The organism is Sphaerisporangium krabiense (assembly GCF_014200435.1).
GTDB classification, from domain to species: Bacteria; Actinomycetota; Actinomycetes; order Streptosporangiales; family Streptosporangiaceae; genus Sphaerisporangium; species Sphaerisporangium krabiense.
In genome coordinates this window covers 1,956,791-1,978,939 of record NZ_JACHBR010000001.1, presented here as the reverse complement: position 1 = coordinate 1,978,939, position 22,149 = coordinate 1,956,791, and the positions used below count along the sequence as shown (strand labels likewise).

At 72.3% G+C, this 22,149-nt stretch carries 20 protein-coding genes; 7 read left to right on the top strand and 13 right to left on the bottom strand.

What is annotated here, in order from left to right:
- Window positions 1–8: 8 nt before the first annotated feature.
- The 5 genes from BJ981_RS08590 to BJ981_RS08570 form a co-directional block, all read right to left on the bottom strand.
- Window positions 9–1,202 carry a chymotrypsin family serine protease gene (locus tag BJ981_RS08590; RefSeq protein ID WP_184609659.1) on the bottom strand — a complete coding sequence of 398 codons (1,194 nt, stop codon included), beginning with the start codon at window positions 1,200–1,202 and terminating at the stop codon, window positions 9–11.
- A 1,354-nt stretch (window positions 1,203–2,556) separates the two neighbouring features.
- Window positions 2,557–3,813, bottom strand: coding sequence for an FAD-dependent monooxygenase (locus BJ981_RS08585; RefSeq protein ID WP_184609658.1), 1,257 nt, complete (start codon window positions 3,811–3,813; stop codon window positions 2,557–2,559).
- A gap of 17 nt (window positions 3,814–3,830) precedes the next feature.
- The gene (locus tag BJ981_RS08580; RefSeq protein WP_184609656.1) at window positions 3,831–4,472 is read right to left on the bottom strand and encodes a maleylpyruvate isomerase family mycothiol-dependent enzyme; all 642 of its coding nucleotides are present in this window, start codon (window positions 4,470–4,472) and stop codon (window positions 3,831–3,833) included.
- Entirely contained in the window at window positions 4,472–5,305 is an 834-nt protein-coding gene (locus BJ981_RS08575; RefSeq protein WP_184609654.1) for a fumarylacetoacetate hydrolase family protein, read from the bottom strand. Before BJ981_RS08575 ends, BJ981_RS08580 begins: the two co-directional genes overlap by 1 nt.
- Window positions 5,302–6,465 (bottom strand): cupin domain-containing protein, encoded by a 1,164-nt coding sequence (locus BJ981_RS08570; RefSeq protein WP_184609652.1) that lies wholly within the window; start codon window positions 6,463–6,465, stop codon window positions 5,302–5,304. The genes BJ981_RS08575 and BJ981_RS08570 overlap by 4 nt, the downstream gene beginning before the upstream one ends.
- 79 nt (window positions 6,466–6,544) lie before the next feature.
- On the opposite strand from BJ981_RS08570, the gene BJ981_RS08565 reads away from it, so the two are divergent.
- Window positions 6,545–7,366, top strand: a complete 822-nt coding sequence (locus BJ981_RS08565) for an IclR family transcriptional regulator (protein ID WP_184609651.1) — start codon at window positions 6,545–6,547, stop codon at window positions 7,364–7,366.
- Here the strand turns inward: BJ981_RS08565 and BJ981_RS08560 are convergent.
- Window positions 7,328–8,089 (bottom strand): IclR family transcriptional regulator, encoded by a 762-nt coding sequence (locus BJ981_RS08560; RefSeq protein ID WP_184609648.1) that lies wholly within the window; start codon window positions 8,087–8,089, stop codon window positions 7,328–7,330. The genes BJ981_RS08565 and BJ981_RS08560 overlap by 39 nt on opposite strands.
- A 70-nt stretch (window positions 8,090–8,159) precedes the next feature.
- On the opposite strand from BJ981_RS08560, the gene BJ981_RS08555 reads away from it, so the two are divergent.
- Genes BJ981_RS08555 through dmpG form a run of 3 tightly spaced genes read left to right on the top strand, consistent with a single transcriptional unit; the run spans window position 8,160 to window position 10,947 of the window.
- Window positions 8,160–8,981, top strand: coding sequence for a 2-keto-4-pentenoate hydratase (locus BJ981_RS08555; protein ID WP_184609646.1), 822 nt, complete (start codon window positions 8,160–8,162; stop codon window positions 8,979–8,981).
- Window positions 8,978–9,922, top strand: coding sequence for an acetaldehyde dehydrogenase (acetylating) (locus BJ981_RS08550; RefSeq protein WP_184609641.1), 945 nt, complete (start codon window positions 8,978–8,980; stop codon window positions 9,920–9,922). Before BJ981_RS08555 ends, BJ981_RS08550 begins: the two co-directional genes overlap by 4 nt.
- A complete protein-coding gene (gene dmpG / locus BJ981_RS08545) occupies window positions 9,922–10,947 on the top strand; it encodes a 4-hydroxy-2-oxovalerate aldolase (RefSeq protein ID WP_184609639.1) in 1,026 nt (341 codons plus the stop codon). The genes BJ981_RS08550 and dmpG overlap by 1 nt, the downstream gene beginning before the upstream one ends.
- Window positions 10,948–10,971: 24 nt before the next feature.
- On the opposite strand, the gene BJ981_RS08540 is transcribed toward dmpG, so the two are convergent.
- On the bottom strand, window positions 10,972–11,622 hold the full coding sequence (locus tag BJ981_RS08540; protein WP_204070521.1) for a TetR/AcrR family transcriptional regulator: 651 nt from the start codon (window positions 11,620–11,622) through the stop codon (window positions 10,972–10,974).
- Between the two features lie 174 nt (window positions 11,623–11,796).
- Here BJ981_RS08540 and BJ981_RS08535 point away from each other — a divergent pair, with 174 nt between their 5' ends.
- The 3 genes from BJ981_RS08535 to BJ981_RS08525 all read left to right on the top strand — a co-directional run bounded on the left by BJ981_RS08535 (window position 11,797) and on the right by BJ981_RS08525 (window position 15,188).
- Window positions 11,797–13,341 carry a bifunctional 3-(3-hydroxy-phenyl)propionate/3-hydroxycinnamic acid hydroxylase gene (locus tag BJ981_RS08535; RefSeq protein ID WP_184609635.1) on the top strand — a complete coding sequence of 515 codons (1,545 nt, stop codon included), beginning with the start codon at window positions 11,797–11,799 and terminating at the stop codon, window positions 13,339–13,341.
- A 66-nt stretch (window positions 13,342–13,407) separates the two neighbouring features.
- A complete protein-coding gene (locus BJ981_RS08530; RefSeq protein ID WP_184609633.1) occupies window positions 13,408–14,343 on the top strand; it encodes a VOC family protein in 936 nt (311 codons plus the stop codon).
- A complete protein-coding gene (locus BJ981_RS08525) occupies window positions 14,343–15,188 on the top strand; it encodes an alpha/beta fold hydrolase (RefSeq protein WP_184609631.1) in 846 nt (281 codons plus the stop codon). Before BJ981_RS08530 ends, BJ981_RS08525 begins: the two co-directional genes overlap by 1 nt.
- Before the next feature lie 47 nt (window positions 15,189–15,235).
- Here BJ981_RS08525 and BJ981_RS08520 read toward each other — a convergent pair whose 3' ends face one another.
- The 6 genes from BJ981_RS08520 to BJ981_RS08495 form a co-directional block, all read right to left on the bottom strand.
- Window positions 15,236–16,306, bottom strand: a complete 1,071-nt coding sequence (locus BJ981_RS08520; RefSeq protein WP_239139539.1) for an ornithine cyclodeaminase — start codon at window positions 16,304–16,306, stop codon at window positions 15,236–15,238.
- Between the two features lie 184 nt (window positions 16,307–16,490).
- On the bottom strand, window positions 16,491–18,863 hold the full coding sequence (locus tag BJ981_RS08515; RefSeq protein WP_184609629.1) for a glycoside hydrolase family 65 protein: 2,373 nt from the start codon (window positions 18,861–18,863) through the stop codon (window positions 16,491–16,493).
- Window positions 18,860–19,633, bottom strand: a complete 774-nt coding sequence (locus tag BJ981_RS08510) for an HAD family hydrolase (RefSeq protein ID WP_184609627.1) — start codon at window positions 19,631–19,633, stop codon at window positions 18,860–18,862. Before BJ981_RS08510 ends, BJ981_RS08515 begins: the two co-directional genes overlap by 4 nt.
- A 31-nt stretch (window positions 19,634–19,664) precedes the next feature.
- The gene (locus BJ981_RS08505) at window positions 19,665–20,876 is read right to left on the bottom strand and encodes an ammonium transporter (RefSeq protein ID WP_184609625.1); all 1,212 of its coding nucleotides are present in this window, start codon (window positions 20,874–20,876) and stop codon (window positions 19,665–19,667) included.
- Window positions 20,877–21,133: 257 nt separating this feature from the next.
- A complete protein-coding gene (locus tag BJ981_RS08500) occupies window positions 21,134–21,880 on the bottom strand; it encodes a CbtA family protein (RefSeq protein ID WP_239139538.1) in 747 nt (248 codons plus the stop codon).
- A gap of 18 nt (window positions 21,881–21,898) precedes the next feature.
- Window positions 21,899–22,111, bottom strand: coding sequence for a CbtB domain-containing protein (locus BJ981_RS08495; protein WP_184609624.1), 213 nt, complete (start codon window positions 22,109–22,111; stop codon window positions 21,899–21,901).
- Window positions 22,112–22,149 lie beyond the last annotated feature (38 nt).

Below are 22,149 nucleotides of genomic sequence, written 5' to 3'. Positions count from 1 at the left end.
GGCGCCGGTCAGCCCGGGATCGGGGCGACGCCGAAGTCCACGACCGCCGAGGAGAAGGGCTGGAAGAACAGGCTGGTGCCACTGACCGCGGACGCGGAACCCTTGGCGACCACCTTCCCCGTCGTGCCGTAGTCGACGAAGATGGGGGCGCCGCTGTCGCCGCCGGCGGCCGGCGTCAGGCCGTCGAGCTGAACGGTCTCGATCTGGTTGCTGATGACCACGCTGTTGCCGTAGACGTCGTTGACCACGAGCGCGTAGACGTTGCCGGTCACCCACAGCCTGGGGACGGTGCCGCTGGTGGCGCCGGAGGACTTCACGATGTCACCGGCGTAGACGTAGTCCCAGCCGACGACGCCCTTCTTGGACGTGGTCGCGACCGGACCGTCGTAGATCGTCCCGGCCGCGTTGGCCGGAACCAGCAGCAGGTCGTGCGCGGAGTGCTTCTGCGTCGCGGACCCGACGGTCGAGGTGCTGTTGCGGAACTGGCTGCCGACCTGGCCGCAGTGGCCCGCGGTCAGCAGGTACTTCACGTTGTTCTTCGTGACGCCGAACCCGCTGGTGCACGAGTACTGCACGCCGGGGTCCTGGTTGGTGAGGACGATGCCGCCCGAGTACGGGGCCGTGTCCACCTGACGCGAGGTCAGGGTGGGAACCGCGGACTCCTGGGTGGTGTACGGCACGGTCACCGAGGGGACGCCGAGCTGGCCCGGGTTGGCGTCCTTGCGGATGCGCAGGATCAGACCGCTTGAGTCGGGGGCGATCTGGACGCCGATGACCGGGCCCTTCACGTCCGCCCTGATGTCCTGCGCGATGACCTCGGCCTGGCTCTCCAGCTCGGCCAGCGAGTAGTCGGCGGGCAGGACCTCGACCGTCACGATGTCACGCGCCTCGGCCAGCGCGCTGCTGAGCGACGCGGGCGGGGCGCCCTTCCAGAAGAGCTGAACGGCGTTGTCGGTCACGACGATGTTGCCGTAACCGGTGTCGGCGCCGTTCGCCACGGCGGTGCGAATGATCTTCGCGGCCTGGTCGACCTCGGTCCGGCCGGCGAGCGCGCTCTCCGCGGGGCGCGGAATGTGGTAGCCGGCCGCCGGCGCGTTGTGCGCGCCGGGCTCGGGGCTCTGCGCCATCGCGCTGCCGACCGGCAGCGCGAGCCCGGCCGTGGTGGCCAGAGTGACAAGGGCGAGACTAAACCTTCTACGCACGAGTGGTCCTTTCACATCGTCGTGTGGGCTTTTTCACCGTGCATTGGATCGCGCCTTCCCGCCGAACGCCCGCGCCGTTACGAGGCGCTCGAGGAAGGCGATGAGAACAATGGATTTTAGATGAACTCTCCCCGACATAACCGTTTCGACTGCCTTAAGGCCGCCGTCCCGAAAGTGACAGTACATAGCCGCACACGGGTTTGCAAACACGTTTGTCAGGGCGCCATTCCGTCATTCTTTATGCCGCTCTTACTTTCCGAACGGATCATGGCGGAATCCCTGTCAGAGGTAGGGGTGTGCGCCGTCGAGGTAGGACGCCCCTTACCTTCGCGGTCAGTATCGTCACGGTGGGCGTAGGGGTTGACGCGAAGGGTGCGCGCGAATGGCCGCCGGCGCGCGGCCGCGCGGCGAATTATGACCTTCGTCACATTGCGCTTCGTGGCAGAGAATGTCCTCACCGTCAACGACACGGGTATGTGAATTGGTCTGACGAATATGGGGTGAACTGGGACGTCGCCGGGTTATGAAACGGGCCAGAAGTAATCGCGGCGCCCATCCGCCGGCCCGGAACCGTTGTTTGCGGCCGACCGTGCGATGTCCATTTCACACCCGATGACGAGTTCATGTGAGAGAGAGCGGCACGTGCCGCCGGGAGGGCGGGTTCCCGGTGAGCCGACCCCTCCGACCAGGGAGAAGCCCGGCAGTGCGGCCCCTGGCCTGCGATTACCGGCGGAAAATGGCCGGCGCGGCGGCTCGTATGGGCCCGGCGCCACTCCGGCGGGTATGAAGGCCGCGACGCGGTGTGTCCGACCCGCGCCATCGCCGTGCCGCCGATCGGTACGCCACGGTTTTCGGTCGGTGGTATTCCACACGCCGCGCGTTCGCGATCGTCGGCGCGCATGTCGGCCGCCGGATATGCGGAGCCCTGTTACGAACCGGTCGCTCTCCGGAATTCGGCCCGGCGTTATTGGGTCGGCCCAATAAGAAGCCGGGCAAGGCGACAAATCTTCCTGTGTCGCGTTTGGTAAGGGAGGTCGGGTATGGATGATGAACGAGGCGGAGATCACATGTCCGTCCCCGACTGGGCGCTGCGATGCGGTGAACGGCAGAACTCTGCCTACTTCGGCGGAATCACCGTCGTGTCATCGGGAAAGCGGAATATCCCGGCCTGTGTGCCCGATCGAGAGCAACGTCCTGACATGACGAGTTATCGGAGGTCTGTCCTGATCGGCGGAGCGCCACCCGGCCGGGCCTCCGCGATGCGGCGCACCAGGAACAGACGGAACGGGGACGGCGAGGACGTCTGTTCCTCGCCGTCCCGATGTTCCCGGCCTCCGCGAGCCGCGCCTGGGTGTCACAGCGGCACGGTGTCGAGGGGGATCGGGCGGAACATCTCCGGCTCGTCCTCGGGGGTCAGCGCGGTGGGGCCGAAGATCCAGTCGACGAACGCGTAGTCGTGGACGTCCCGGCCGCGCAGCAGGGCATTGCGCCGGAGCCTCCGGACGCCGTCGAGGTGCCACAGGTCGCCCCACGCCCGGGCGGTGGTGACGACCCGGCGGCAGTGCTCGGGCCGCACCGCCCCGTAGGCGGCGAGCACCCTGTCCCAGTCGACGCCCGAGCCCTGCCCGGTCCGCCGGGCGCCCTGGGCGGCGACCTGCTCGCCGAGCACCCAGCCGTCCTCGATCGCCATGATCGCGCCCTGCGCCATGTACTGCAGGGGCGGGTGCGCCGCGTCGCCGAGCAGCGCGATCCTGCCGGACACCCACGTCATGATCGGGTCCCGGTCGTACATCCGCCACCACCGGTCGCGCCACATCGACGGCAACCCCTTCTGGACCTGGTCACAGGTCCCGGCGAACGCGGCGTCCAGCTCGTCCGGGGTTCCCCAGTCCTCCTCGCCGGCCAGTGCCTTGCGCGACTCGAACACGGCGACCTGGTTGAACATCTCGCCGGCCCGCAGCGGGTACTGCACGAAGTGGCAGCGCGGGCCGACGTACACGACGACGTCCTTCTCGTGGACGCCGTTGCCGGCGACCTGCTCGAACGGCACGGCGCCGCGGTAGGCGACGTACGCCGAGCTGACCGGCTCGTCGCGGACCAGCAGCTCACGGGCGACCGAGTGCAGCCCGTCCGCGGCGATCACCGCCTCCGCCTCGTCGGTCCCACCGCCCGCGAAGCGGACCCGGGCGCCGCCGCCGACGTTCTCGTACGAGGTGCAGCGGGCGTCGGTCAGCAGCTCGACGCCCGCGCGGTCGCAGGCGCGCAGCAGGATGCCGTGCAGGTCGCTGCGGTGGATGACCAGGTAGGGGTGGCCGTAACGGCGCTCGACGTCGCGCAGGTCCAGCCGGGTCAGCTCCGTCGCGTCCACGGCGTCCTTCATGACCATGGACTCGGGCAGCACGCCGAGGGCGGTCGCCTCGCCGAGCAGGCCGTAGTGGTCCAGGATGCGGGTGCAGTTCGGCGCGAGCTGGAGCCCGGCGCCGACCTCGCCGAACGCGGACGCCTGCTCGTGCACCCGGACCCGCAGGCCCGCGCGGGTCAGCGCGAGCGCGGCGGAGAGGCCGCCGATGCCGCCGCCGATGACGATCACGTCGGCGTTGGAGGTGCCCATGGGGTCGGTCCTTCCCGTCACAGCCAGGGCGGCAGGGCCGGGGGAGGGCCGCCGCCGGGAGAGGTCACGCCGCCTGAGGACCGTCCGGCCAGGTAGGCGGTCACGTCGGCCAGGGTTCCCTCGACGGCGGGCACCTGTCCCCGCTTGGCGTGGATGTCGTCCCGCAGTGCCCGCAGGAAGTCCTCGGGAAGGTCGGCGAAGGTGTGCCCGGTCGCGAGGTCCACGGCGTGCACCATGACCTCCCGGGCGCGCATCCACGGGGTCTCGCTCGCCGGGACGGTGCGCCCCTGCGCGGTCACCACCTCGGCCCGCCACGCCTCCTCGGGCAGCGCCGTCATCGCGGCGGCCAGGGTCGCGGCCGACGCGGTGAACCACTCGGTCAGCTCGCCGGCGCCGAGCAGGGAGCCCCGCTCGATGCCGGCGGCGCGCTCCTCCGGCGAGGCGTACATCGGCGTCTCCTCGCCGGTGCGCGCCCAGCGGACCAGGTTGCCGATCGCGTCGGCGTTCGCCGCCAGGTGCGCCACGAGGTGCTTGCGCGTCCAGCCGGGCAGCGCGGACGGGGCGTCGTACTCCTCCTCGGAGAGGCCGGCGATCGCCGGCGCGCACAGCCGCGTTCCCGCGTCGACCCAGGCCAGCGTGGTGGCGAGGTCGCGCGCCATCACGCGCCCTCGGCGACGACGCGGTTCGCCAGCCTGCCCAGCCCCTCGATCTCCGTCACGACCAGCTCGCCGCCGTTGAGGAAGACCGGCGGCTTGCGGGCGTGGCCGACGCCGCCGGGCGTGCCGGTCGCGATCACGTCGCCCGGGTTGAGCCGCACCATCGTCGAGACGTAGCGGACCAGGTGGACCGGGTCGAAGAGCAGGTCGCCGGTGTTGTCGGACTGTGTCACCCGGCCGTCGACCTCGCAGCGGATGGCGAGCGCCGGCCGGGGACCGGTCTCGTCCGCGGTGACGAGGTAGGGGCCGATCGGGGTGGTGGAGTCCCAGACCTTGCCCTGCAGCCACTCGCGGGTGCGGAACTGCCAGTCGCGGCAGGTGATGTCGTTGAGCACGGTGAACCCGGCGATCGCGGCGATCGCCTGCTCCTCGTCGGCCCGGCGCACCTGGCGGCCGATGACCACGGCCAGCTCGGCCTCCCAGTCGAACTGCTCGGTCTCCGCCGGGCGCACGATGTCGTCGGTGGCGCCGATGAGCGTGTCGGCGAACTTGCAGAACAGGGTCGGGTACTCCGGGAGGTCGCGGCCCATCTCCGTGATGTGGTTGCGGTAGTTCAGGCCGGTGCAGACGACCTTGCCGGGCCGTGGCACCACCGGGGCCAGGTCGGCTCCGGCCAGCGGCCGCCGCGGGCCGTCGGCCGCCGCGGCGGCGGCGAGACCGCCGGGAGCGGCCAGCACCGCGCCGACGTCGGGCATGCCCACGTCGACGAGCTCGTCGCCGTCGACGCGTACGGCCGCGGTGCGGTGGCCGTCGAGGCGGATGGTGGCGAGTTTCATCGGGCGTCCTTCTCGGTGTGGCTGCGGAACAGGTTGAGCTTGGTGAAGATCGGGGCGTCGCTGAACTGGAACAGGTCGAGCGCGCCCGAGTCGGAGTCGGACGCCGAGGCCTCCGAGCGGATCGACAGCGGCTGCCAGGACGGGACGACGAAGAGGTCGCCGCGCGTCACCGTCCAGGAGCGGTCGCCGACGGTGACCCGGCCGGACCCGTCGAAGACCTGGTAGACCGACGAGCCGGTCTCCCGGTACGGCGCGGTGTGCGTGCCCGCCGCGATCCGGTGGAACTGCGCCCGGATCGTCGGCAGCACGTCGCCGGCGGTGGCGGGGTCGGTGTAGCGGACCAGGGCGTGGCCGGGTTCGACCGTGCCGCCGTGGCCCTCGCGCTCCAGGGCGAGCTGGTCGTTCAGCGCGGCGTCGGTGTCGGTCCAGCGGTAGCACAGCAGCGGGGTGCCCTGGGGACGGCCGAGCTGGGAGACCGGCGCGAGGCCGGGGTGTCCCCAGAGCCGCTCCGAGCGGGAACGGCCCGGGGTGGCGTGCTCCTCCTCGCTGAGGGTGTCCCGGCCGAAGTCGAAGAACTGGCCCTCGACGCCGTACTGGAACGGGATGTCGAGGCCGTCGAGCCAGGCCATCGGCGTGCTGGCCGCGTTGTGGTGGGCGTGCCAGTGCATGCCGGGCTGGGGGAGGAAGTCGCCCCGGCGCATCGGCACCGGGTCGCGCTCGACCACCGTCCACACGCCCTCGCCCTCGACGACGAAGCGGAACGCGTTCTGGGTGTGCCGGTGCTCGGGCGCGTCCTCGCCCGGCATCAGGTACTGGATCGCCGCCCACAGGGTCGGGGTCGCGTAGGGCCGGCCGCCGAGGCTGGGGTTGGCGAGGGCGATCGCGCGGCGCTCGCCGCCACGGCCGACCGGGACCAGGTTCCCGGCACGGCCGGCGAGTTCGAGCAGCCGGCTCCACTCCCAGCGGTGCGGCTGCGCGCTGGAGCGCGGGTGCCCGGGCATCAGGTCGCCGATCTCCGTCCACAGCGGGACGAGCAGGGCCTTCTCGAAGCCGCGGTAGAGATCGTCGAGGTCGGGGCCTGCGGGAGGCTGGTCGGGCCGGTCCACGGCGGTGAGGCTGACCGGCGACGTGACGGCGTGCAGATCGGAGACATCGGGCATAGCACGACTATCTGCGACGTTGACCAACGCGGAACAGAGGATTCTGCACAGCAGAACAATCCGTGTCAGGATCGGACGCATGGCGAAGTCGATGAAGACTCCACCGGCCTACGCGCCGAGCAGCGTCGACCATGCCCTCAGGCTCGCGCAGATCCTCCAGCTCGATGGGGCGATCACGGTGTCGGCGGCGGCCGAGCGGCTGGGCGTCGCGCGCTCCACGGCGCACCGGCTGCTGACCGCGCTGGTCTACCGCGACTTCGCGGTCCAGGACGAGGACAGGACCTACCGGGTCGGCCCCATCCTCGCGCTCGCCGAGCGTGCCCGCTCCGACGTCGGCGCGCTGCGCGCGGCGGCCCTCGGGCCGATGCGCGCCCTGGTCGACCGGATCGACGAGACGGTCAACCTCAGCATCCGCACCGGCAGGACCGTCCGGTTCATCGCCTCGGTCGAGTGCGCGCAGGCTCTGCGGGTGGGCAGCCGCGAGGGCATGGTCTTCCCCGCCCACCAGGCCAGCGGCGGCCTGATCACGCTCGCGGCGCTCTCGGACCGGGAGCTCGAGACCCTGTACGCCGGGGACGATCGGCGCGACCTCGGCGAGGAGCCGCCCGACCTGGCGAGGCTCCGCGTGGAGCTCCGGGCGGTGCGCCGCAGCGGCGTCGCGCTCAACCTGGAGCGCACCGAGCGGGGCGTGGTCGCGCTCGGGCACGCGGTGCGGGACCACGCCGGCGCCACCATCGCGGCACTGTCGATCTCGATGCCCGGCGTCCGGTACTCCCCGGATCACCTCACCGCGCTCATCGCCGCACTCACCACCGCGACCGACGCCATCACGCGCGCCCTCCACGGCGCCGGCCTGGACGGGTCAGACGAGCAGGGCGCGCCGGGTGAGGGTGGCGGCTAGGGCGGCCGCCGCCGCGCGCACCGCCGTCACGTGCGTCTCGGGGCGGAACCGGCCGACCGGGCCCGCCACGCTGATCGCGGCGAGCGGCTCGTCGTCGCGTCCGAGCACGGGCGCGGCGACGCACGCGAGCCCGGCCGTCGACTCCTCCGTCTCGAACGCGACGCCGGTCTCGGTGACGCGCCAGAGCTGGCGGCGCAGGATGCCCGGCGCGACGACGGTGTGCGGCGTGCGCCGTTCGAGCGGTCCGGACAGCACCTCGCGCCGCAGACCGGCGCCGGCGTGCGCCAGCAGCGCCTTGCCGATCGCGGTGCAGTGCAGCGGCATCCGCCCGCCGGTGCGCGAGGGCGCCTTGGCCTGGTGGTGGCCGCCGATCTTGGCGAGGTAGACCACGTCGTGGCCCTCCAGCACTCCGAGGTGGACGGTCTCGTGGGTGCGTTCGTACAGGTCCTGGAGGAACGGGATCGCCACCTCCAGCAGGCTGCGCTCCAGCGACGCGAGCATCCCGAGCTCGAAGAGGCCGCCGCTGAGCCGGTAGCCGCCGCCGGCGCGTTCGAGCAGGCGGTTGGCGACCAGGTCGCCGGACAGCCGGTGCACGGTCGCCTTGTGCAGGCCGGTGCGCCGCACCAGCTCGGCGAGGCTGACGGCGCGGTCCTCCGCCCGGAAGGCACGCAGGATCGTCACCGCCTTGCCCAGCACGGTGTCGAGGTCAGCCGCTCCCGTCACCCTCGCAGCGTATCGCTGAACGAGACGAAGTGCTGGTCGGGGGCCCTGCCCCGGCCACACAGTGGGGAGCGTGACAGAAAGCACCGGGCTCGCCACCGCGAGCCAGTCCGCCATCGCCGCCGCGGCCGAGCGGCTCGCCGCGGCGTCCGCGTCCGGCGTGCCCTGCGCGCCGGTGCGGGACCTGATCGGCCCGGACGACCTGACCGCCGCGTACGCGGTGCAGGCCGAGCTCACCCGGCGCCGCCTCGCCGCGGGCGCCCGGATCGTCGGCCGCAAGATCGGCCTGACCTCGGAGGCCGTGCAGCGGCAGCTCGGCGTCGACCGGCCCGACCTCGGCGTCCTCTTCGACGACATGGCGTACGCCGACGGGGACGCGATCCCGGCCGCGCGGGTGCTCCAGCCGCGGGTCGAGGCGGAGATCGCGTTCGTGCTGCGCGCCGACCTGGCCGACGGCCCGCTCGACGCCGCGCGGGTGCGGGACGCGATCGGGTACGGCGTCGCCGCGCTGGAGATCTGCGGCAGCCGGATCGCCGGGTGGGACATCTCCTTCGGCGACACGGTCGCCGACAACGCCTCCTCGGGCGCCTACGTGCTGGGCCGGGAACGCCGCACCCTGGAGGAGTTCGAGCCGGTGGACGTCGTGATGTCGATGCGCGCCGGCGGCGAGGAGGTCTCCACGGGGACCGGCGCGGCCTGCCTCGGCGACCCGATCGAGGCGGTCGTGTGGCTGGCCCGCACGGCCCGTGACCTCGGCCTGCCGCTGCGCGCGGGGCAGGTCGTGCTGTCGGGGGCGCTCGGCCCGATGCGGCCGGTGGCCGCGGGCGACACCGTGACCGCCACGCTGTCGGGGCTCGGCGCCGTGACGGCACGCTTCACCGGAGGGACTTCGTGAGCAGGACCAAGGTCGCGATCATCGGGTCCGGCAACATCGGCACCGACCTGATGATCAAGGTGCTGCGCGGGGCGCGGCACCTGGAGATGGGGGCCATGGTCGGCATCGACCCCGCGTCGGACGGCCTGGCCCGCGCCGCCCGCCTCGGCGTCCCGACCACGCACGAGGGCGTCGACGGGCTGATCGCGCTGCCGGGCTTCGCCGAGATCGGGATCGTCTTCGACGCCACCTCGGCCAAGGCGCACGAGGCGAACGCCGCCAAGCTGATCCCGCTCGGCAGGCGGCTGATCGACCTGACCCCGGCGGCGATCGGGCCCTACGTCGTCCCCGCGGTCAACCTCGACGCGCACCTCGACGCGCCGGACGTCAACATGGTCACCTGCGGCGGCCAGGCCACCATCCCGATCGTCGCCGCGGTCGGCCGCGTGGCGCCGGTCGAGTACGCCGAGATCGTCGCGTCGATCGCCTCGAAGTCGGCCGGCCCCGGCACCCGCGCCAACATCGACGAGTTCACCGAGACCACCGCGGCCGCCATCGAGCGGGTCGGCGGGGCGCGCCGCGGCAAGGCGATCATCGTCCTCAATCCCGCCGAGCCGCCGCTGATCATGCGGGACACGGTGTTCTGCCTCGTCACGGCACCGGACCCGGACGCGCAGGAGGAGATCAGGCGGTCGGTGGAGAAGATGGTCGCCGACGTCGCCGCCTACGTCCCCGGGTACCGGCTCAAGCAGCAGGTACAGATCACCGAGATCCCCGCCGGTCAGCCGGTCGGGACGCTGCTCGCCGGCGGAGGTCCGCCGCCCACTCACCAGGTGTCGGTCTTCCTGGAGGTCGAGGGCGCCGCGCACTACCTCCCGGCCTACGCCGGCAATCTCGACATCATGACCTCCGCCGGCCTGCGGGTCGCGGAGCGCCTCGCGGCAGGGAAGGCGGGCCTCTGATGGGCATCCCGATCTTCGTCCAGGACGTCACCCTGCGCGACGGCATGCACGCCGTACGCCATCGGATCGGCCTGGAGGACGTCAAGCGCATCGTCACCGCGCTCGACCGGGCGGGCGTCGACGCGATCGAGGTCGCGCACGGCGACGGCCTCGCCGGAGGGTCGGTCAACTACGGCCCCGGCTCGCACACCGACTGGGAGTGGATCGAGGCCGCGGCCTCGGTGCTGGAGAACGCCCGCCTCACCACGTTGCTGCTCCCCGGCGTCGGCACCGTCCGCGAACTGCGGCACGCCTACGACCTCGGCGTCCGCTCCGTCCGGGTCGCCACGCACTGCACCGAGGCCGACATCTCCGCCCAGCACATCGCCGCCGCGCGCGAGCTCGGCATGGACGTGTCCGGCTTCCTGATGCTCTCCCACATGGCCCCGCCGGAGGAGCTGGCCCGGCAGGCGCGGCTGATGGAGTCCTACGGCGCGCACTGCGTCTACGTCACCGACTCCGGCGGCCGGCTCACGATGAACGACGTGGCCGCGCGGGTCCGCGCCTACCGGGACGTGCTGGACGCCGGGACCGAGATCGGCATCCACGCCCACGAGAACCTCTCGCTGTCGGTCGCGAACTCCGTCGTGGCGGTCGAGAACGGCGTCCGCCGGGTGGACGCGTCGCTGGCCGGGCACGGCGCGGGCGCGGGCAACTGCCCGCTGGAGGCGTTCATCGCGGTCGCGGACCTCTCGGACTTCGAGCACCGCTGCGACCTGTTCCGGCTCCAGGACGCCGCCGACGACATCGTCCGTCCCTTGCAGGACCGTCCGGTGCGCGTGGACCGGGAGACTCTCACGCTGGGGTACGCCGGCGTGTACTCGTCCTTCCTGCGCCACGCGGAGGCCGCCGCCGCGCGGTACGACCTGGACGTCCGGGACATCCTCATGGAGTGCGGCCGCCGCCGCCTGGTGGGCGGCCAGGAGGACATGATCGTCGACATCGCGCTCACGATCGTCGCGGCGCGCGAGCAGCGGCCCGCGTGACCGTGCCGCGGCAGGGGGCCCGGCTCAGCGGGCGGCGAGGAGCGCCGCGCCGAGCGCCACCATGGCGTCGGCGAGCTGGTCCATGAACTCCGCGATCGGCTTGCCGTCCTCCGACTGGAGTGAGACGAACGCGCCGTCGAACCCGGCCATGCCGAAGTGGCCGAGGGCGTCGGCGACGGCGTTCGCGGCGTCCTCGCCCTCGGCCATGAACGACGAACGGATCATGTGCCGCATGTAGTCGCGCCCCTCGTCGCGGACGGCGCTCACGGTGCGCTGCGCCTCCGGGGCCTCGGCGGCCTCGCGGCTCATCACCAGCACGAGCAGCAGGCGCAGGAACTCCTCCCGATGCACGAAGACCTCGCCGGTCTTCTGCAGGTACCAGCCGAGGCGCTCGCGCGGGGCGCCGTGCTCGGGCGGGTTCCTGTGGGCCTCGCGCATGGCGTCGAAGAATCCGCGCGCCCCCTGGGCCATGACGGCCGAGAGCAGCCCCGCCTTGGACGCGAAGTGGTGGTAGAAGGCGCTCTTCGGCAGGCCCGTCTCCTTGACGAGCGTCGAGATCGACGTGCCGGCGTAGCCGCGCACGGACATCACCCGGGCCGCGGCGTCGAGGATCTCCTGACGTGACCGGCGGCCGCGGCGGTTTCCGGTGTGCGCCTCCGGCGCGGGCTTGTCCACGCGCCGAAGTCTAGGGACCCGGTGGCGGTGGCCCGTCTCCTCACCCGGGCCGCGGTGCGGGCAAGCTCTTGACATGTCGCCGGAGCACGTTGTTAGCTCCTCACACACTTGAACCGAACGTTCGGTCCAAAAGTGTCGCAGATCACCTGCGCCCGAGACCACGGAGTCAGCGCTATGACCGAGAGCCACGACGCGGACGTCGCGATCGTCGGGTACGGCCCGACCGGAGTGATCGCCGCCCTCACCCTCGCCAAGTACGGCGTGTCCGCCGTCGCCCTGGAGCGCGACGAGGACCTCTACCCCCGGGCCCGGGCCGTGACCGTCAACGACTGGACGATGCGGATCTTCCAGAACCTCGGCGTCGACGAGCGGATCGAGAAGAAGATCGACCCCCAGCGGGCCCTGCGCTGGGTGACCTACGACGGCACGGAGATCATGCGGGTGGAGCACCCGCCCTCGACGCTGGGCCGCAGGCCGCGCTTCTACAACATCTACCAGCCGACGATGGAGGCCGAGCTGCGCGCCGCCGCGCGCGAGCACGGCGACCGCGTCGCCGTCCACTACGGCGCCGACGTCACGGGCGTCGACCAGGACGCGGACGGCGTCACCGTCGCCTGGACGCACGCCGCGACCGGCGAGCGCCGCACCGTCCGCGCCCGGTACGCGATCGGCGCCGACGGCGGCAGCAGCACCGTCCGCGGCCAGGTGGGCTGCCGGCTGCTGGGCGACACGGGCGACGTCACCTGGGTGGTCATCGACTGCCGCGTCAAGCGGTGGTGGCCCGACCGCGACTTCCTGACCTTCTGGTCCGACAAGGAGCGTCCGGTCGTCGACATCGCGCTCTCCGCGGGCAACCACCGGTGGGAGATCCCCCTCAAACCCGACGAGTCCCCGGCGGACTATCCGACCAGCGCCGAGGTCTGGCCGCTGCTCAAGGCGCTCGGCGTCACCGAGAAGGACGTCGAGATCCACCAGCACGCCTTCTACAAGCACCACACCCGGATGGCCGACACCTGGCGCCGGGGCCGGGTGTTCCTCGCCGGCGACGCCGCCCACCTGATGCCGCCGTGGGCGGGCGCCGGGATGCAGACCGGGATGCGCGACGCCCACGACCTGGGCTGGAAGCTCGCCCGCGTGATCAGAGGCGAGCTGCCGGAGAGCTGGCTGGACACCTACGAGGCGGAGCGGCGCCCGAACGCCGCCTTCTACACCGCCCTCGCCGTCCAGCTCGGACGGGTCATCAAGCAGGAACTCTCCGAGGAGGAGCAGGCGGCGATGAACGCCGTGCCCGAGGACACGGTGACCCCGTTCGAGCCGCCGCTCACCGCCCCGCCGGTGCTCGCGGGCGGGTGGCTCAGGGGCCCGCTGGGCGACGCCAGCATCGTCGGCCGGATGGTCCCGCAGCCGATCGCCGGCGACGCGGTCGGCCGGATGGCACGCCTGGACGAGCTGCTCGGCGACGGCTTCGTGCTGCTCGGCGACGACGTCGACCCCGCGACGCTGCTGACGGAGCCGGAGAAGGCGGGCTGGGACGCGCTCGGCGCCCGCTACGTCGCCGTGCGGCCGAAGACCGCCTACACGCAGGGCCCGGACGAGCTGGTCGACTTGGACGAGGTCCTCCTGCCCTGGCTGCGCAGGTACGGCGCCCGCGCCGTGGCGGTCCGCCCGGACAGGTTCGTCGCCGCGGCCGACGTCAGCGGCCTCGCCGTGCCCGCCTGAGAGCGGCCCGCCCGCGCACACGAGAACCCTCGCGACCAGAAGAACGTGAAGAAGAGGAGAGGATCGATGTCCGGAGTCATGGAACTCGGCTACGTCGTCTACGAGGTGAGCGACCTCGCGGAATGGGAGCGCTTCGGCGTCGACCTGCTGGGCATGCAGATCGGGGAGAGGACCGCCGGCGGGTTCACGCTGCGCACCGACGCGAAGGCGCACCGCTGGATCGTCGAGGACGGCCCGGCCGACGACCTGGTGGCGACGGGCTACGAGGTCTCGGACGCCGCCGCGCTCGGCGCGCTGGTCGAGAAGGCGCGCGCGGCCGGAGTCGAGGTCACCGAAGGCGACGACGCCCTCGCCGCCGCCCGTCAGGTGGACCGGATCTTCGTCACCACGGACCCGATGGGCAACCGGATCGAGCTGGTCACCGGCCTCGCCGACGCCGCCACGCCGTTCGCGTCCGCGAAGCTGCTCGGCGGGTTCGTGACCGGCGCCGGCGGCGCGGGCCACCAGGTCCTCCTGGCGCACGGCGTCTCCCGGGAGACCTACCTGGCCTTCTACGTCGACCTGCTCGGCTTCAAGATCAGCGACATCATCGTCGAGGAGCTGGCCCCCGGCGTGGTCGCCGACCTCATCTTCCTGCACTGCAACGGCCGCCACCACACCGTCGCCTTCGGCGACCTGCCGTCGCCGAAGAAGACCCATCACTTCATGGTCGAGGTGACCGACATCCGCGACGTCGGCGCGGCCTACGACCGCTGCATGGACGCCGGGCGGCCGTTCGAGATGACCCTCGGCATGCACCCGAACGACCACATGTTCAGCTTCTACGTCTTCACCCCCTCCGGCTTCAGCGTCGAGTACGGCTGGGGCGGGCTGATCATCGATGACGCGACGTGGGAGGTGAGAACGCTCGACAAGCTGCACAGCTGGGGCCACCGCCCCCCGGGCGTCGTCGCCGAGCTGCTCGCCGCCGCCGCGCCCGCGCCGAACGGAGCGTCCCACTGATGGCCCTCGACCCCCGCGACATCGCGCGCACCGTCCGGACCCGCGACTGGACGCTCCGCTACTACGAGGCGGGCTCCGGCCACCCCGTCGTCCTGCTGCACGGCAGCGGGCCCGGCGCGACCGGGTGGAGCAACTTCGCCGGCAACATCGAGGCGCTGGCCCGGCACTTCCACGTGTACGCCGTCGACATGCCCGGCTGGGGCGAGTCGGACCCGGCGACCGTCGACCGGCTCGACCACGTGGCGGCCGCGATCCAGTTCCTGGACGCCCTCGGCATCGAGAAGGCGGCGTTCGTCGGCAACTCGATGGGCGGCCAGACCTCGCTGCGGCTGGCCACCGAGCATCCCGGCCGGATCTCGCACCTGGTCACCATGGGGCCGCCCGTCGGCCGGATGCCCACGCTCTTCGGCGCGGGCGACGGGCCGTCCGAGGGCCTCAAGGTGCTGATCGAGGCCTACCGCGACGCGAGCCCGGAGAACATGCGCCGGCTCGTCGAGATCATGGTCTACGACAAGGCCAGGTTCGCCACTCCCGAGCTGTGCCAGGCGCGTTCGGACGCCGCGCTCGCCCGCCCCGAGCACCTGCGCAACTACGTGGCCGGCCTCCCGAAGGGCGCGCCGCTCCCGGTGTGGGTGAAGCCGGAGCTGCTGCCGGCCGTCCAGACGCCGACCCTGCTCATCCACGGCCGCGACGACCGCGTGGTCCCGTTCGAGACCTCGCTGTACCTGCTGGCGAACATCCCCGACAGCCGCCTTGTGCTCCTCAACCGCTGCGGCCACTGGGCGATGATCGAGCACGCCGACGAGTTCAACCGGCTGGTCACCGACTTCATCGCCAACACCTGACCCGGCGAACCCGGGGCGGTCGCGACGCCGCGCGCGCGGTGACCGGCTCAGATGCCGAGCAGGCGGCCGATGCCCCGCGCCTCGGCCTCGGCGTGGACTCGATCGGCCACGGCGACGTCGAGGATCGCCATGCCGAAGGGGTTGCTGACGACGACGTCGGCCTCGCCGCGCCTGCCGGGGTGGCGGCCGGTCACGATGTCCGCCAGGGACGCGTCCACCTTGCGGGCGCGCGGCCGCGGGGCCGCTCCGGGCCAGGGTTCGCCGCGCGGGCCGAGCAGGCTTCCCGCGCGGTGCATCCGGCCGAGCAGCCGCCGGGGGTCGTCGCGCACCAGGCTCCAGTCGTCGACCACGAGCAGGTCGGCGGCCAGCACGGCCTCCTCGGTGAGGTCGTCGAGGGAGACGTGCGCGACCAGTGCGCCCAGCTTCAGCCAGCCGGGCGGAATGTACCCCTCGGTGACGGTGGTGACGGGGACGACGAGATCGGCGCCGGCCACGCAGGCGCGCGCCGCGCCGGCCGCCTTCGCCGTGACGTGCGCGCCACGTGGGAGCCCGGCGACGAACTCCAGCAGGCTCCGCGCGCGGCCCGGGGCGGTGTCGTACACGCGGATCTCTTCGAGGGTGGGCACGGTGTCGAGCAGCAGGGCCGCGTGGGCGCGTGCCAGCGTGCCGCAGCCGATGAGCGCGAGGGACCGCGGGGACGCGACGGCGAGGTGCCGCGCCGCGAGCGCGGTGACCGCCGCGGTGCGCATCGCGCTGATGTAGGCGGCCTCCATGAGGGCGAGCGGGCGGGCGGTGTCCGGGTCGAGGAGCAGGGTGAAGCCCTGGGAGCGGGGAATGCCCCGGTCCGGGTTGGCGAGGCTCGCGTTGATCGTCTTCAGGCCGACCACCGGCGGCGGCCCCGCGGTCAGCGCGCCCGGCATGGCCAGGCAGCGGGCGGCGGCGCCGCCGGAGGTGGTCCAGCCCAGGTACGCCTCCTCGGGCAGGACCGTGCGGCCCTCGCCGTGCAGGACCAGCGCCTCGGCCACCGCGCCGACGATGTCCACGCCGCGGGCCGCCTCGACGACGTCCGCGCGGGTCAGATAGCGGAACTCGTGGCCGGGATGGGGCTCGAAGTCCACGGGACGAGATCTCCTGAGTGTGTCCGGGAGCGCCACGCGCCCACGCGTGGACGCTCACGTCCGTCATGGTCGGCCCGCGACATGTCAAGCCCTCGTCTCCCGCGCTTGAGCCGCCGCTTCCTCATGCGAACACGGACGTCTTGCGCTGTCAACGCGCCCCGGGCCGTGGCCCGCTCACCGTGGCTCAGGAGCCGGGGGCCGGACGATCAGGATGGCGGGCGAGCGGCTCGCGGCCGGCCGGCTGGTGGATGCCCGGATCCGGTGGCGGCGTCGGCGGGTTGGGCAGCGTGACCGGCTCGTCCCGCAGCGGGAACCGTTCGCGGTGGTGGGTCAGCGCGGCCGGCGGGCCGTCCAGGAGCCGATAGGTGGTGGCCTGCTCCGTGACGCTCACCTGGAGCAGGGTGCCGCGGTGCCGCAGCCGGAAGTCGAGCCGGGTGATCTCCCGGGGCAGTCGCGGGGCGAAGCACAGCTCGCCCCGGGCCGCGCGCAGGCCGCCGAACCCCGCGACCAGGGCGATCCACACCCCGGCCAGCGAGGCCATGTGAACGCCGTCGAGGGTGTTCCTCTCCAGGTTGTCGAGGTCCATCAGCGCCGCCTCGCCGAGGTAGCGGTAGGCGAGGTCGAGCTGTCCCACCTCGGCGGCGATGACCGCCTGGGTGCAGGCGGACAGCGACGAGTCACGGACCGTCAGCGCCTCGTAGTACGCGAAGTTGCGGGCCTTCTGCTCGGGTGTGAAGGCGTCACCGCGCAGGTGCATGGCCAGCACGAGATCGGCCTGTTTCACCACCTGCTGACGGTAGAGATTGAAGTACGGGAAATGGAGGAACAGCGGATACTGCTCCGGCCTGGTGGCGGCGAAGTCCCACACGTCGTGCTGGGTGAACTCCTCGCTCTGGGAGTGCACGCCCAGCCGTTCGTCATAGGGGACGGACATCGCGGCCGCCGCCGCACGCCACCTCCTGCTCTCCTCTTCGGTGACGCCGAGCCGTGCGGCCCGGTCGGGATGGCGGCCGGAGGCCTCCGCCGCCTCGCGCAGGTTCAGCTGGGCCATCAGGTTGGTGTACAGGTTGTTGTCGGCGACGGCGCTGTACTCGTCCGGGCCGGTCACGCCGTCGATGCGGTACTTCCCCTCGGCGGTGTGGTGGCCGAGCGCGTACCACAGCCGGGCCGTCTCGACCAGCAGCGGCAGGCCCGTGTCCCGCTCGAACGCCGTGTCCCCGGTGGCGTCGACGTACTCCAGGACCGCGTGGGCGACGGCGGCGTTGACGTGGAACGCCGCCGTTCCGGCCGGCCAGTACCCGGAGCACTCCTGGCCGTTGATCGTCCGCCACGGGACGGTGGCCCCGGCCAGGCCGAGCTGCCCGGCGCGCTGCTTCGCCAGGGGCAGGGTGGACTCGCGCCACTCCAGCGCCGCCGCGACGGCCCGCGGGTAGGTGTAGGTGAGCACCGGCAACACGTAGCTCTCGGTGTCCCAGAAGGCGTGCCCGTCGTACCCGGCTCCGGTCAGCCCCTTGGCGGGGATGGGGGCGTCCTGTACGCGCGCCCCCGACTGGAGCAGGTGGAACAGCGCGAAGTGCACGGCCTGCTGCACCTCGGCGTCTCCTTCGACCGTCACGTCGGCGCCGTGCCAGAAGTCGTCGAGGAACCGCCGCTGCTGGTCGAGCACGCCCTCCCAGCCCACCAGGCGTGCGGCGGCCAGCGCCGCGACGACCTGATCGTGCAGCGCGGACCGCGACCTGCCGGCCGACCACCCATAGGAGAGGAACTTGACCAGCCGCAGCCGCCGGCCGGGGGTGAGGCACGTGGCGATCGTCACCCGGTTGACGTCGCCCGTGCCCGCCGCGTTGACGCGCAGGTCCTCCGGCCCGTCGATCTCGTGGCACATCGCGGCGGCCATCGGCAGCCCGCTCGCCCGGGTGTGGTGGACCATGACCGCCACGCCGTCCTTCGCCGGGAGGTTCTCCCCGAGGACCAGCGGCGACTCCAGGTGGGCGGCCGTCCTGGGGTCCCCGGCCGCGCACCCCAGGGTCTCGTTGGCGACCAGCTCCGACTGCACGACCACGTGCCGCGGCTCGTCGACCGCCTCCACCTCGTACAGGATGGCGGCCACCGCGCGCTGGGCGAAGGACACCAGCCGCGTGCTGGACACCCGCACCTGGCCGCCGCTCGGCGAGGTCCAGCGGAGCCTGCGCGACAGCGTGCCGGCGCGCAGGTCGAGAACGCGTTCGTGCTCGTGCAGGACGCCGTTGCGCACGTCGAACGGCTCGTCGTCGACCAGCAGCCTGATCAGCTTGCCGTTGGTGACGTTCACCACCGTCTGCCCGGACTCGGGATACCCGTAGCCCGCCTCGGCGTAGGGGAGCGGCCGCAGCTCGTAGTACCCGCCGAGGTAGGTGCCCGGCTCGCCGTGCGGCTCGCCCTCCTCCAGGTTGCCGCGCAGGCCGATGTGCCCGTTGGACAGCGCGAACAGCGACTCGCTCTGGGCCAGCACCTCCAGGTCGAGCCGGCTCTCCCGCACGGCCCAGGGCTCGACGGGGAACGCCGGATGCCTGATCACGGTGCCGCCCCGCCCTCCGCCTCACCCGCCGGCCGGTCGAGCAGGTCCGCCAGATCGCTCACGACGATGTCGGCGCCGTGCGCGCGCAGGGCGTCGGCCTGGTGGGCGCGGTCGACGCCGACGACGCAGCCGAAGCCGCCGGCCCGTCCGGCCGCGACGCCGGCGAGCGCGTCCTCGAAGACCGCCGCGCCGGAGGGATGCACGCCGAGGGCTTTCGCCCCGGCCAGGTAGGAGTCCGGTTCCGGCTTTCCCCGCAGGTGCTGGTCGGCGATGACCGTGCCGTCGATCCTGGCGTGCACGAAGTCGGTCAGGCCCGCCGCCGCCAGGACGGCCGGCGCGTTGCGCGAGGAGGTGACCACGCCGATGGCCAGGCCGGCGTCCCGCACGGCCCGCAGATACGTCACCGAGCCGGGGTACGCCGCGATGCCGTGCCGCTTGATCAGGGACAACAGCAGTTCGTTCTTCCGGTTGCCCACCCCGTTGACCGTGTCGGCGTCCGGCGGGTCGTCCGGGTGTCCGTCGGGAAGGCGGATGCCCCGGGAGGCCAGGAAGTCGCGCACGCCGTCGGCGCGCGGCCGTCCGTCCACGTGCCGGTCGTAGTCCTCCTCCGTGAACGGCGAGAATCCGGGTCCTTCGCGCTCGCGCAGGAACGCGTCGAAGGTCTGCTTCCAGGCCGCCTTGTGCAGCTTCACGGTGCTGGTGAGCACGCCGTCCATGTCGAAGAGGCAGGCCGTGATCCGGGCCGGGAGGCCGAGGGCGGTCCGGGACATGGCTTCCTCCTGGGATGGACCGGAGCGGGGGTCAGCCCGCGGCGAAGTGGGCGTCGGAGCCCTGTTCCTGCTCCTCGTCCGTCATGCGCATGCGGAACAGCCGGTCGACGACCGTTCCGATGAGGTAGGTGAGCACGAAGCTGTAGAGCCCCACGACCACGACCGCGACGGCCTGTTTGCCGAGCACCGCGACCGAACCGCCGTGGAACAGCCCGGGGCTTCCGCGCAGCTCGCCGGTGGCGAAGAATCCGAGGGCCAGGACCCCGACGATGCCGCCCACCCCGTGGAGCCCGGTGACGTCCAGCGTGTCGTCGTAGCCGAGCACGAGCTTCATCTCCACGGCGTAGGTGCAGACGATGGCGGCGATGACCCCGATGAAGAAGGCGCCGGTGACGTCGACGAACGCGCACGACGGGGTGATGGCCACGAGGCCGGCCAGCGCGCCGCTGGAGGAGCCGAGCCGGGTGAGCCGCTTGAAGCGGATCCACTCCAGCAGCCGCCAGGTCAGCAGCGCGGCGCAGCCCGCGATCAGCGTGCTGACGAACGCGCGCGAGGCCAGCGCGCCGTCGGTCAGCGCCGATCCGGCGTTGAACCCGAACCAGCCGAACCACAGCAGGCCCAGCCCCAGCAGGACGTACGGGATGTTGTCCGGCCGCGGCCCCTCGCCGCGCCGGAAGGCGACGCCGCGGCCGAGCACCAGCGCCAGCGCCAGCCCCGCGATCCCCGAGTTCAACTCGACGACCAGGCCGCCCGCGAAGTCCATCACCTTCCACTTGTTGATCCAGCCGGTGGGCGAGAACACCCAGTGCGCGATCGGGACGTACACGAAGGTGACCCAGGCGACGACGAACGCCATCCACGGGCCGAAGCGCGCGCGTCCGGCTATCGAGCCGCTGATGAGCGCGACGGTGATGATGGCGAAGGTCGTCTGGAACGCGGCGAAGATGTAGGCGGCGATGCGGCCGTACCCCTGTCCGGGGCTGATGCCGCTGAACAGGAAGTTGCTCCACCCGAGGAGGCCGGCGCCGCCGAGATCCTTGCCGAAGGCGAGCCCGTAGCCGTAGGCGAACCACACGATGGTGACCAGGCTGATGCAGATGTAGCTCATGTACAGCATCGTCAGGAGGTTCCTGGAGCGGACCATGCCCCCGTAGAAGAAGGCGAGGCCGGGGGTCATCAGGAGCACCATCGCGGTGCTGACCAGCATCCAGGCGGAGTCGCCCGTGTTCAGACCGCTCTGCATTCGTTCCCCCTCGCCCCCGGCCGCCGGTCGCCCCGTCCCGGCCGCGCCGTGAAGCCCCCGCTGCTTGCGTTGCCGAGGCGGCCGTCACGCAAACGCGGCGCTCACTTACTTTGCCGATCATTAGCGTGCCTCCCGGGCATCCGCCGCGCAGAGGGCCTGTGACCGGCGCGAACGGGTCCGGTGCCCGGCCGGCCACGTCGGGGGGGAGGAGGACGTGGCCGGAGTCGGGGCCGGGCGAGAGGAGCGCGACCGGCGGGTCAGCCCGTCGGCGCGGTCACCGGGGCCGCCCGGGCGCGGGACGCCAGGGAGCGCTCCGTGAGCACGCCGAACACCAGACCGAGCGTGGTCCAGATGACGGCCTGCACGCCGAGGGACGCGAGGCGGAACTCCCACAGGACCGTGGCGGGGAAGTTCGCGGAGACCTCGTCGACCTTCGGGAGGATCAGGTAGGAGACGGTGATCAGAATCAGGGCCATCGCGCCGGCGGCCAGCGTGGCGTTCCAGTTGCCGAGCCGTGCGGCGAGGTGACGCCCCGCCTGGACGGAGACGATGGCGATGGCGATCGAGATCGCGACCAGTGCGAAGTAGAGCCCGGTCCGGGTGGCGACGGTGTCGTGGGAACCCACAGCGGGCGGGTTGGCGGGATATTTCAGGAACGGCACCAGCGCGACGGCGACGAAGCCGCCGCCGGCCAGCAGCGCCGCCGTGGCGCGCGGGCCGAACGCTCCGAGCCGTCCGTAGGCGATGGCGAACGCCACGGCGAACAGGCCGCCGATGGCCACCCCGAACAGCCCGACCGCGACCGCGAGGCCGAAGGTCTCCTGGACGGTGCGCGAGACCAGCTCGGGCTCTTCCGCCATGCCCGCGGCGGCGGACTGCCGCGCCTCGAAGGCGATGGCCAGGTTGACCTGCGGCTCACCGGCGACCCAGGCGAACACCAGGCCGAGCGCGGCCGAGACGAGCCCGGCCAGCATTCCGCGTACCAGCAAGGGGCCCATGGTCATGGTGTCTCCCCGCGCCGGTCAGTGGCAGGGGAATCCGAGAAGGTGCCGCCCGTCGTGGACGAACTCGTGGACGGACTGGCCGCCGAAGAGCGAGAACGCCCCCTGTTCGACGCCGACGAAGTAGAGGACGAGGAGGGACAGGACGGTGGCCAGGACCGCCCACGGGATGATCGTCTGGATGGGGATCGTCAGGGGTAATGGCCGGGACGCGGGGACGGTTGTCTGTGCCACGGACGTCTCCTTCGAGGTCGCACATGCACCTGGTGATA